5 protein-coding genes are annotated in these 11,630 nt (G+C 66.3%); 2 read left to right on the top strand and 3 right to left on the bottom strand.

What is annotated here, in order from left to right:
- Both KHO18_RS10250 and KHO18_RS10245 read right to left on the bottom strand, forming a co-directional pair.
- A partial coding sequence (locus tag KHO18_RS10250; protein WP_211943122.1) for a two-partner secretion domain-containing protein occupies nucleotides 1-7,783 on the bottom strand: 7,783 nt, incomplete at its 3' end.
- Between the two features lie 438 nt (nucleotides 7,784-8,221).
- On the bottom strand, nucleotides 8,222-8,662 hold the full coding sequence (locus KHO18_RS10245) for a PRC-barrel domain-containing protein (protein WP_144197747.1): 441 nt from the start codon (nucleotides 8,660-8,662) through the stop codon (nucleotides 8,222-8,224).
- Between the two features lie 289 nt (nucleotides 8,663-8,951).
- On the opposite strand from KHO18_RS10245, the gene KHO18_RS10240 reads away from it, so the two are divergent.
- Complete coding sequence (locus KHO18_RS10240; RefSeq protein ID WP_144197746.1) at nucleotides 8,952-9,314, top strand: DUF883 family protein; 363 nt, start codon at nucleotides 8,952-8,954, stop codon at nucleotides 9,312-9,314.
- On the opposite strand, the gene KHO18_RS10235 is transcribed toward KHO18_RS10240, so the two are convergent.
- Nucleotides 9,311-10,231 carry a LysR substrate-binding domain-containing protein gene (locus KHO18_RS10235; RefSeq protein ID WP_144197745.1) on the bottom strand — a complete coding sequence of 307 codons (921 nt, stop codon included), beginning with the start codon at nucleotides 10,229-10,231 and terminating at the stop codon, nucleotides 9,311-9,313. The two genes, KHO18_RS10240 and KHO18_RS10235, sit on opposite strands and share 4 nt — an antisense overlap.
- A 105-nt stretch (nucleotides 10,232-10,336) precedes the next feature.
- On the opposite strand from KHO18_RS10235, the gene KHO18_RS10230 reads away from it, so the two are divergent.
- Nucleotides 10,337-11,605 (top strand): MFS transporter, encoded by a 1,269-nt coding sequence (locus KHO18_RS10230; protein ID WP_211943121.1) that lies wholly within the window; start codon nucleotides 10,337-10,339, stop codon nucleotides 11,603-11,605.
- Nucleotides 11,606-11,630: the final 25 nt, after the last annotated feature.

The raw sequence follows: 11,630 nt of genomic DNA, 5'->3' as shown, positions 1-11,630 counted from the left end.
TGCTATTGCCCGGATTGCCCGTTGCCGAGTTACTGACGGGGGGCTTGCCCTGGCCTTGCAACGCATTGACCGCGCCCACCGAGTTCGCCGCCGCAATGCCCGCCTGCACCGCATACAGCGCAGCCGACTTGCCGTCACCGCTCTCCATTGCCCGTGCTGCGTTCTCTGCCGCCTGTGCCGCCTGCACGGAATAGCCCGAGAAGGCTAGCGTCACGCCATATTGGCTCGACTTGTCCTTCTGGTTCATCGTGCTGGAATCCTCGCCCGGATCGAGCACGACGTTCTTGCCGATCAGGGTCACGTCTTGCCCTGCGGAGATGTCGGCACCGCGCGCGGTGAGGTCGTCCTTGGCGGCGATGCTCACATTGCCGTTGCCGCTGACCACCTGGCTGCGCACAGTGTTCTCGCTCGTGCTGTTTGCATCAAGATGGTGCGATTCAGACCGTACGCCGAAGGTGCCTGCGTAGCCATTGCCGCCCAGGTCGCCGATGGCCTTGCTGCTGCTGTCGCTACGCTGCGACTTGGTTTCCTGCCCCGAGAGGATGTCCACCCGCCCCTGCTTGGCCGAAATGGCAATGTCATTCTCTGCGGCCACGCCGCTGCCTGCAATTCGCACGTCGCCGCTGCGGCTGGTCATCGTGACCGAATCGCCGGTGATCGTGCTGGCATTCTGCTGGCTGGCGGACAATTCGCCACTGGCATTGGCTTTCTGGCTGCCGTACGGCACGACGGTCACGCCGCTGCTGTTTGCGCCGCCGTTGATGCTACGGCCGATGTCGCCCAGCGTAGCGCCGGCCGTGCTGATCTTCCAGCCGCTGCTCTGGGAAGAGGAAGACTCGCTGTACGTATCCGTCGATGCTTCGATGTTCACGTTGCGCTGCGCGTCCAGCACCGCTTTGCCGCCCGCGCTGACCATGCTGCCATGCAGCAGGATGTCGCCATCTACGGCCTTGCCGGCATCGTCCTTCACCCCGCTGCCGGTGGCGCGCAGGATGATGTCACCCGCACCGGTCAGCGTGCTGCCGCTGTTGGTCACGCCTTCGGAATGAAACTCGGCGCTGCTGGAGTTCCGCCCGTAAGTCACCGCGATCTGCGGCGCCGTTCCCGCCGAATGGCCGATTTCGCCCGCCACCTGCTTTGTGGCCGTGACCTTGCTGTCGGCCTGGCTGTTGGCCTGGATGTTGCGTACAGAGTCCAGTGGCGTACCGACCACGGCAACGCCGAAGCTGCTGGACCTGCTGCTCTGGCTGCTGTCCTGCACGACCCGGTCAATGCCGGTAGTGATGGCGATGTTCTCGGCCTGGATGTCGATGTGGCCGGCGCTCTCGTTTTCGCCGCTCTTACCCGCGATCAGGTCGCTGCCGATGATGACCGCGTCCTTCCCCGCTGTGATGGTGACGCTGCCGTTGGTGGCACCCACTGCGGAGCGTGCGTCGCTCTGGGTCACGGCCACGGTATGCGACGACGATTTGGCGTTGCTGCCGCCAGCCGACACGCCGATCCCACCCTGCCCCGCCGAGAACTTAACGCCGGACGAAGAGCGCTCGTGCGTCTCGGTCACTTCGCGAACGTTTTCGCCGGCCGTGATCACGACGTTTCCTCTGGCTGCCGTCAGGTCAACGGCATCCGTTGCCGTGACAGTGCTCTGGCGGATGAGCAGGTCGTTGCCAGCGACTGCCTGGACCGTGTCGCCGCTGATGGCGCTACCCACGCCCACGTCCGCGTAGCTGGCTATTGCATCATGGCTCGACGAACGCGACAGGAACCCGCTGCTGCGCGAGCGCTGCTCCGAGCTGGAATCATGCACCTCGCGGCCCTCGGCCACGATCACATCTTCCGTGGCGACCATGGTCACACCGCCACCGGACGCACCCGTGCCGGCCGTCACGCTGGATCCGATGACCGCCACACTGCCTGCGCCTGACGTCTGCGCGGCCTCGATGCCGTTGGCGGCAAGCACCGTACCCACCAGCGCTGTCTGCCCGGCCGCCAGTTTGGCGTTGCCGCCCGCTTCGATCTCGCTGCCGCGCACCGTCTCGTCATAGGACGACTTGGTGTAGGAAGCGCTCTTGCCTCCCAGCGAGGCTTCGGCATGGGCATGCGAGTCCGTCGTGTTGAGTACCACCAGGTTCTGGCCCGCCACCAGCGTGGCATCCGTGCCAGCACTGACGGCAGCATTGGCCAGGACTACGTCGCGCCCGGCGACAGCCGTCAAGCCCTTGCCGGCCGTGACATCGCTGCCCTGGTAGGTGGTCACGGCATCGTGGCTGTAGCTCTGGCCGTTGCGCGTGTCCTGCGTTGTGCCAAGGGCCACCGTACCCACGTTGATGTCACGCCCCGCACCAATCAGTGCATCGCCGCCTGCAGCCAGTGTCGAGCCCGCCAGCGTCACATCCCGGCCGGCGAGCACTGCGACGTTGCCCTTGCCTTCGATGACCGCCTGCGCACCAACGGCCGTGGCGCTGGCACTGGATTTGTCGATCGATTGCACCGCGGAGATCGTCTGCGTCTCGTTGATGACGTCGCGCCCGGCGGCGACGACCACATCCTGCCCGCCAATACGGCCACCCAGGTTGCGCACATCCTGCGCGGCCTGGACCAGCGTCGTGCCGGTAGTTCCGCCAATGGCGCCACGGTTCACGATATCGTTGCCGAGCACCTGGGTGGCTACATCGCCGACGATATTGCCGCTGTTGTTGACGTTCCCCGTGGCGTTGATCGTCACGGCATTCCCCGCCACCAGCGCGCCGGTGGCGTTGAGGTCCACCCCGGGGCCCTGCGCGAGATAGACCTTGGGCACGAGCACTGACTGCGTCGTGCCGTCCGGCAGGGTCACATCCTGCGACACCATCCACACCATGTCGGTGGTGAGCTGGCGCATCTGCTCCTCGGTCAAACCCACCCCCGGCGCCAGGCCAAAGGCCTTCCCGTAGGTCACGCCGTTGTTCATCAGCGCCTTGTACTCCTCCATCTGGTCTGTGTAGCCGGTGAGGAAGGTCTTCCCGGTCAGCGCCGTCACCTGGTCACGGACCAGCTTCTCTTCATAGAAGCCATCGCCGAGGCGCTTCTGGGTACGCTGCGGGTCCAGTCCCAGCGCGCCGAGCATGTAGTCGCTCGAGATGAAGTTGGTGTACTGCGTGAAGCGTGAATCGGTGGCGACCAGGTAGGTATCGCCCGGCGCACTGCGATAGGTATAGAGGCCATTGGTCGGCAGGCGCAGGTTCGGAATGCCACCGCCTGCGGTGCCCAAGGTCTGCGGGCGCGAAGTCTTTCCGGTCGCACCATCGATGTGCGCGCGGCTACCGCCACCCCCGGCCACACCGCTGCTGCTCACGTCCACGCCGACAGCGTTCACCGCACCCACGGAGACATCCCGGGCGCTCGTCTGTACGGCCTGATTGGACGTTACAACGCTGGGCAGTGCTGCCACCGTGGTCGGAACCTGCAACTCAGGCGCAGAGACCACCGTCTGCTGATCGGAGTCAACGCCGCTCTTCTCGTGCCAGTAGAAGGTCGAGGTACTCGTCGTCGTCACCGTCTGCTGGAGGACTGTGCCGATATCGTCGATGGTGCCGCCAGTGGCACGGCGCGAAAGGTCGCCGCCCGCCGCCATTGTCGATGACTGGTTGAGGATGGCGCCGCCGTCAGCATTGATGCGAATGGCACCGCGCGCCTGGATTTTGCCGGCATCCGTGGCGCTAATCAGGCGGTCTGTCGCCGTCATTTTGACAGTGGTACGCGCGATTTCGCTGTAGTCGTGTACGTCAGAGCCGAGGTCGTAGCGCACGCGCAGATCACCGGGATTGATCTGGGTGGCAGGGTCCCAGTCGGGCCAGAACGTAATCCTGTAGCTGCTGCCGGTATCCTCGATGCTCTGGTAGTACTGTGTCGCGTTCTTGGTGACAGAGCGGGTGGGTACGAAGTCGCAAGGGTCCCCGGGAAGGCATGGGTTCTGCGATTGCGCTTCCTCAGTCGACGTTATCTCCATGACCGGCTTGGTGAACGAAAGCGTCTTGGCGTCGGTGTTCAAGTTTGCGACGTCTGACTTCGGTACTTCCACCGTCACAGGCGCTCTCAGCGCGTTCATCATGTCGGCGCTGATGTCGGCACTGCCGCCCATCCACCGCCAATTGGAGAACGTTCCACTCTGGTAGTAGAAGGTTTCGGTCCCTCGCTTCAAACCCGCCATCCAAGCCGTCAACGTCTGCCGCGCCGTCTCCACCGGCGTCCCAGCCTCCGTCACGATGCTCGTACGCTTGTTCATCACCGAACGCGCGGCGATGTCGATATCGCCATCGGCCTCGATGGTCGCCGAACTGTTGACCAGCGCGTTCATCTGGTTCGCCAGCATGCCGCCGCCGTCCCGCGTGCCATCGCGGGCGATCTGGAGGTTGCCCATGCTGTAGATCGTGGCACCGTCTGTGTTCGAAACGGCATTGCTGGCGTATAGCTTCACATCCGACGCACCGGCGATGATCGCGGCCGCCCCGGCATTGGACACGTCGCTGGCTTGCACCGTGATCGCGTTGCCGATGATCGTGCCCATGTTTCCTAGCGCCGCGCTCGTGGTCGTTACCGTGTCGCCGTCGATCCGGCCCGCGTTGCTGATCGTACCGCTGGCGCTGACGTTGGTCGTGGCGCCCGTCATGGTGGCGCCAGCGGCGTTGACCACGTTGCTGCCTTGAACCGTCAGATCCTCCCGCGCAGCCAGGCGCCCGGTGTTCGTGACGGCGCCCGTGGCCGTCACGCGCAGGTCGCCATTGGCGGCCAGCCGGTTGGCGGCGTCATTGACGTAGTCCCCATTGACATTGAGACTCAGGTCGCCCCCGGCGGTCATCTCACCGCTGCCAGCCACCATACCGCTGACGGCGATGCCCTGGTTGGCACGCACAGTGCCTCCAAGATTGCTCATCGCATTGACGTTCAGCGTGACGTCCTTGCCACCCAGCAGCGTGCCGCCGCTGTTATCGATGGAGGCGCCCGCTTGCTGCATGGTCAGCGCCTGCCCGCCGTAGATCCTGCCGCCCCGATTGTCCACGCTGTTGCTGACGGACAGCGTGAGCGAACCACCTCCGGCGACATTGCCACCGCCGGTGTTGATAAGGTCGCGTGCGGCCAAGGTCGTATTGCCGTTCCCTCCTAGCGTGCCTCCCGCGTTGCTCAAGGCCCCTGCCGTGCTGACGGAGGTAGCACCGGTCCCCGCATTCGTCAGCCGGCCGCCCGTGTTATCGACGCCGGCAGCCGTGACGCTCGCGGTGGAATCCGTACCGTTGGCGGAAATCGTCCCGCCATTGTTGGACAAGACCCCTGTCGCACTCAGCGTGAGACCGCCACCCGCCTGCAACGAGCCGCTCGCATTGTCGATATGGCGAAGGGTTCCCACGGCCAGCGACTTGTCAGCGTAGACGCTGCCCTGACGGTTCGTGATGCCGTTCGCCGCAACAAGGCTGACATCGCCCTGGGCGGAGACGACGCCCCGGGTATTGTCCAGCGCGAGGAGACGAGCTTCGAGCGTGCCGTTCGACTGGATGCTGCCGTCCGTGTTGTCGGCGGCACCCTTCTCGCCGAGTACGGCCATGCGGCCCGTGCCGGCGTGAGCAATCTTCCCGCCTACATTGGCCAGCGTGCCTGCGTCCAGGATCGCGCTGCTTCCATTGATGACGACGGCGCCACCGGTATTGTCGAGCTTGCCGCCCGCAACGATGGTCGTGTCGGATGTGCCGTACTGCGCAATCGTCCCTCCGGCATTATTCAGGTTGCCGGTTGCGCGGAGTGCGAGGTCATCTGCCTCGATCCGGCCGCCACGATTGTCGATGGTGCTGCCATTGAGGTCCAGCGAGGCGCTGGAAAACGTGCCATTGCGGTTCGACACCGCCCCGGATACGGAGACGTTGGCCGCACCGCCCGCGAGGACCGTGCCGGCATCATTGTCCAGCTTGCCCAGATGGGCCGTCGCATCGCCGGCGGCATTGATCTGACCGTGATTGGCCAGGGCATCCGCGTCGATCCGCACGCTGCCATTGCCGCCAATGACCCCGCCCTGCGCGCCGCTCGCGGTGTTGCCCGTGGTGTTCTCGATGGCACCTCGTGCGGCAATCGTCAAGCCATCGCCGTTGAGCGACACGACGCGGCCGGCCTGATTCCCGAGCGACGCCACATCCATCGTGAGTCCGCCACCCGCCTGCATCACGCCAGCGGCGTTGTCGACCGCACCTGCTGAACGGATGTCGATGGCACCATCCGCGATCAGTTGTGCGTTCCGGTTCGAGACACTGGCCGCCGTCACGTTCGCGTTGCCGCCCGTGCGTACGGTGGCACCTGACGCATCGAGGGCGCCGCTTGCCTGGGCGCCGAGCGCGCCGCCCGCCGAAAGCGTGGCGCCGTTGAGATCAATACCGCCTTGACTGGCCGTGACCTGCACGGTGCCGATGGCCGATGTCTCGCTGCCGGCCAGGTTCACCGATGCGCCTTGCACCGTAGCATCGGCGCCGGCGAGCACCTTGCCGCTAGCCTGCACCGCGCCGCTGGCATTGAGCGCCAGCGTCCCGGCTTGCGAAACCGTGCCGTCAGCGCCTATGCCAGACGCCAGCGTGCCACTCGACGCGATCGACGCCGCATTCGCCGACAGGCCGTTGCCCGCTGCGAGCGTGCCGCTATTGGTCAGGCCGCCCAGCGTACCTAGTGCCAGCCGTTGGCCGGCATAGGTCGTACCAGTGTTATCGACCCCGTCCCGCGCGTTGACGGTCATCGAGCCGGCCGTACTGGTCTGCCCGGCGAGTTGTAGCCGCCCCTGCGCCGTCAGCGTGAGGTCGCCAGCCTGCGCCGCCACCACGCCGCGCGTGGAAACGCCCACGCCCGCCTCGGTGGACGCCAGCAGGATCTTGTTGGCATACATGCCGCCGAGTTCGCTGACGTCGATACTCACAGACGGCGCCGGACCGCTGCCAGCAATGGCTGTGGCGGAGAGGGTGGCGCGATCCACCTGGGCGGCACCCGCCACGACGTTGAGGTTATTGGCATACAGGGCAGCGTTCGCCTTGACCGCCCGCGCGATCAGATCCACCTGATCCACGCCGGTGGCATGCAGCCCACCGCCTTCCACGACGATCTGCCCGCCGGTCACGCGGAAGGCATCAAGGCTGCCACTGCCGCCATAGACTGGAATCCCGGTGGTCAGCGTCGCGCGGCTCGTGTTGATGAAACCCGCGCCATCTACCAGGATCCCGTTGGGATTGGCCACGATGACTTCCGCACGCGGCCCGGCAACCTCGAGGTAGCCGCGCAGTTGGCTGGGCAGCGTGCTCGTGACCTGGTTGACGATGATCCTTGCGGACCCGCCGGGCTGCAAATTGGGATTGCCGTTGATGTAGCCAGCCTGCTGGGTCGCCACGATGCCCGGCGAGTTGTTGAGGATGGCGCCGGCTTTGTTGACGTCGAACTGGTTGTAGTGATTGACGGAGACACCCGCCCCCGAAGGCCGCGTGATGTTGACCTGCGGCAGGCCGTTCGCCGTCTGGATGACGCCCGGACGGTTTGCGCCGGCATTCGGGTCCGCAACGATCTGCGCACCGGCCACCATCGGCAGCCCCATCGCCATCCACCCTGCCAGTTGCAACATCGGAACGCCGACACAGAGGCTTCCGGTTGCGCCGCGCCGCGTGGCACTTTCCGCTGGACCCCGCCCCTTCCGTCTCCCCGAGCCGGTACTGCTGGCTGTTTCCTGCACGGCCATCAGCATGGCGCGTGTCTTGTTGAAGACGAGACGGTAACAAAGACGATTCATTCAGGACCCCGGCGATTGGCGCACGCGTGGCTGTCGTCGGCAATTTGGTCCTACTCACGCCAAAGGGTCGCGAAACACCGTGCTATTACCGCGGGCCTACTTGTAACCAGTTGTAAGTTTTTTGAAAACGAGGGGGAGCGTACGGCACGACGCAAGGTCCGGCATACCCCACTCTTTTCTGATTCCATCGCCTGCCCGAGGCACAAATCTGCTCCGCCCGAAAGTCGGGCCCGCCCCAGCAAAGGGTTTCCGGGTAAACCGGCAGTTTTTACTATTCCGTCAAATCTGAGTCACCAGTGATATGAATCATTTTTAAATCAGAGTTCAATGACGCGTCACGACAACGCATGTTCACGATTCTGTTACGGTCCACGCGCAAACAAAAACGGCGGCCGTCATTCGAACGGCCGCCGTCTATCCAGCCAGGAAACGCTCAACTCATAGCGCCCCGCCCACACCAGTCCAATACGGGTCCCGCCCGTAGTACTCATGGATCGTGGTCGCCCATTGGGGGTCGGCCATGCCGGGCCAGCTGTCCTTGTTGAAGCCGGGGGCGTTCTTGATGCGGTCTGCGGTCAGGCCGAGGCGGAAGCATTTGGCGTCGGTGTCCATGACCAGGGCGCCCCAGGGAATGGCGTGGAGGGTGTCGCCGATACCGAGGAAGCCGCCGGTGCTCAGCACGGCGTAGGCCACGCGGCCGCGCGGGACGTCGATCATGATTTCCGAGATTTCGCCGACGTGTTCGCCGTCGGACGAATAGACCTTGGTGTCATCCAGGCTCGATGCGGCCATGACTTCGGGGCCGGGCCCGTCGCCCACGCCGGAGCCGACGATGCCGGCGCCCTGGTTGGAAGTGAGAGTGGGATCAGCGGTGTTCATCTGCAACTCCTTGCGTGGGGTGTGGGAACCCTGATCCCGCAACGAGCGTGCCGAGGCTGCGCCCGCCTTGCCAGGCGCGCGCGGTGGTCTGGGGCGGCGTGTCGCGCACCTCCTTCCATCGCGGACAAATTACAAGCACCGGTAACTTGCCGCGGCGTTTCTATATTAGAGAGCGCGCCGCGCGTGTGGGGTGGCGGCGCGTGTGCTGGTACGGAACCTGCGCAGGCATGTGTTGGCATCGATTTCCCCGCACCTTTGCACCTTTCGCACTGCCTGACAGGAGACACGCATGGACCCGAACAACCTCAATCCCCAGAACTCTAGCGCCGACGCCTCCGCCGCCCGAGCCAACCTGCGCGCCGATACCAACCAGCTGGCCAAGGATCTCGACGATCTGCTGTCGCAGTTGCCGAATCTGACCGGTGAAGCCGTCGAAGCCGCCAAGAAGACGTTTCTCTCCAAGGCGGAGCGCGGCTCGCAGGCGCTGGACTCGATCAAGTCCACGGTCAGCCACAACTGGCAGCAAGGGCAGGAGTGCGTGACCGAGTACGTCAACAAGCAGCCGATGCGCGCCATCGGCATGGCGCTCGGGATTGGCGTGCTGCTGGGCGCGGTGCTTTGCCGGCCGAGCCGGCATCGCTACGACGACTAGGCCGCACGCGCCTCACGCACCGACGCCAGCAGGATGTCCGCCAGCCGCTCCACCTCGGGCGGCATGGTCGGCGCCGCCCGCAGCATGACCAGCGGCAGCGACGGCAGCCCGGGCAGGCCGGCCTCCCCGGCCGGCACCGCGCGCACATTGGCCGGCAGACCGTAGCGGGACCGCACGGTCAGCCCCAGCCCGGCAGCGGCGGCGGCCCACAGCCCGCCCAGGCTCGGGCTCGAGAACGCCAGGCGCCACGGAATGCCGGCGCGATCCAGCGCAGCCGTGGCCGCGGCGTGGAACTGGCATGGGCGGTCGAAGGCGATCAGGGGCAGCGGCTCGCCCCGCTCCCAGGTCATCGGCGCCGTCGCGGAGCCGACCCAGCACATGGGCGGTTCGTCGATCGGCTCCACCGCGCGCTGGCCCAGTGCGTAGCCCGGGATGCTCGCCTCGGGCAAGCCCAGACCGCCATCGGCCCAGATCAGGGCGAGGTCCAGCCGCCCGGCATCGATCCGCGCCAGCAGTTCGGCGTTACGCGCCACCACCGCCTCGATGCGCACCTTCGGGTGCGCACGGGCGAACCTGCCGAGCACATCGGGCAGCAGCCCTTCGCCAAACTCCTCCTGCAATCCCAGCCGGATGCCGCCCGCCAGATCCACGCCGCGCACCGCCGCCGCGGCTTCGTCGTTGAGGTCCACCAGCCGCCGGGCATAGCCGAGCATGGCCTCGCCGGCGGCTGTCAGCGCCAGCCCGCGTCCGGATTTGCGGAACAACGGTGTGCCGGCCTGCTCCTCCAGCTTCCTGATCTGCGCGCTGATGGCGGACGTGGAGCGCCCGACGCGATCCGCCGCGCGCGCGAAGCTGCCCAACTCCATCCCCGCCAGCAGGCTACGCAAGGCGGCGACGTCGAAGTTCGTGCGTGACATCGATCATCCTGTTTTGTCGAACGATTCCAGAAATATTTTCTGATATTCAGGACGGATTGTGGGTGAGAGACTCGGTCCGGTCAAATCATCGATCGGAAACCCCACATGTCATCCCAGACTCTTGCTTCGGCGCCGGTGTCGGCGAGCCGTCACTTTGGCGCAGGCCACCGCTGGAAAGTCCTCGGCGTGGGCGTCGCCGCCAATGCCAGCGTGATGGCCGGCGCCAGCGGCATTCCCACCACCGCCGTCTGGATGCGCACCGGCTATCACTTCGACAACGCCGAGCTGGGCCTCGCCCTCGGGGCGCTCGGCTTCGGCGTCGCCCTCTCCGAACTCCCATGGGGCGTAGCGGCAGACCGCTGGGGCGACCGCCCCGTGCTGCTCGGCGGCCTCGCTTCCACTGCCGTCGCCCTGCTGGCCATGGCGCTCTGGCTCGCTCCCAGCGGCGGCCACGCGCCACCGCTGGGCTGGCTGATGAGTGCGATGGCGGTCGTCGGGCTGTTGAGCGGGAGCGTCAACGGCGCGAGCGGCCGCGCCGTGATGCGCTGGTTCCGGGAAGGTGAACGCGGGCTGGCCATGAGCATCCGGCAGACGGCGGTGCCGCTGGGCGGCGGTATCGGCGCCCTTACGCTGCCGTGGCTCGCCTCGACGGTGGGCTTCGCCTGGGTCTATGGATGGGTGGCGCTGCTGTGTGGCGTGTCGGCGTGGCTGACCTGGCGATGGCTGCACGAGCCGCCGGCGGCAGGCTGCGCGGCATCACCGGCGTGCCGGGCACCCACCGCGAATCCCCTGCGGCAGCCGGGCATCTGGCGCATCGTCGCGGCCTTCGGCCTGCTCTGCATGCCGCAGTTTGCGGTGCTGACGTTTGCGTCGGTGTTCCTGCACGACTTTGCGCATGCCGGGCTCGGCGTCATGACGGCCACCATGGTCGCCGTGCAGGGCGGCGCAATGGCGATGCGCGTATGGAGCGGCCGCTGGACCGACCGCCACGGCAACCGTCGTGCCTATCTACGCGGCTGCACGCTGGTGTCGGTAGCCGCCTTCCTGGTGCTGGCGGCCTGCGTCCAGGGCAGCGCCGGCCAGGTCCAAGGCCCGTGGATGATCCTCCTTCCGGCGATGATGGCCCTCGCCGGAATCTGCGTCTCGGCCTGGCACGGCGTGGCCTATGCGGAGCTGGCAGCCATGGCCGGGGCCGAGCGCGCGGGCACGGCGCTCGGCATGGCGAATACTGCGGTCTTCCTCGGCTTCTTCCTCACGCCGCTGACCCTGCCGCACTGGCTCGCGGCGACGTCATGGCCGGTGGTCTGGGCCAGCACTGCGACGGTTGCGCTGATGGCGTGGCCGCTGTTTCCGGGAACGAAGCCCAGCATGTGAAACGCCCCCGGCGGGGCCGGGGGCG

It is taken from the genome of Cupriavidus campinensis (assembly GCF_905397395.1).
Classification (GTDB): domain Bacteria; phylum Pseudomonadota; class Gammaproteobacteria; order Burkholderiales; family Burkholderiaceae; genus Cupriavidus; species Cupriavidus campinensis.
The sequence above is the reverse complement of the archived record's forward strand: the minus strand, read 5'-3'. Positions and strand labels throughout refer to the sequence as shown.

Coding starts and splice junctions, on each gene's coding strand:
- KHO18_RS10235 (WP_144197745.1), bottom strand. CDS start 10,231: ATGTCACGCACGAACTTCGACGTCGCCGCCTTGCGTAGCCTGCTGGCG.
- KHO18_RS10230 (WP_211943121.1), top strand. CDS start 10,337: ATGTCATCCCAGACTCTTGCTTCGGCGCCGGTGTCGGCGAGCCGTCAC.
- KHO18_RS10240 (WP_144197746.1), top strand. CDS start 8,952: ATGGACCCGAACAACCTCAATCCCCAGAACTCTAGCGCCGACGCCTCC.
- KHO18_RS10245 (WP_144197747.1), bottom strand. CDS start 8,662: ATGAACACCGCTGATCCCACTCTCACTTCCAACCAGGGCGCCGGCATC.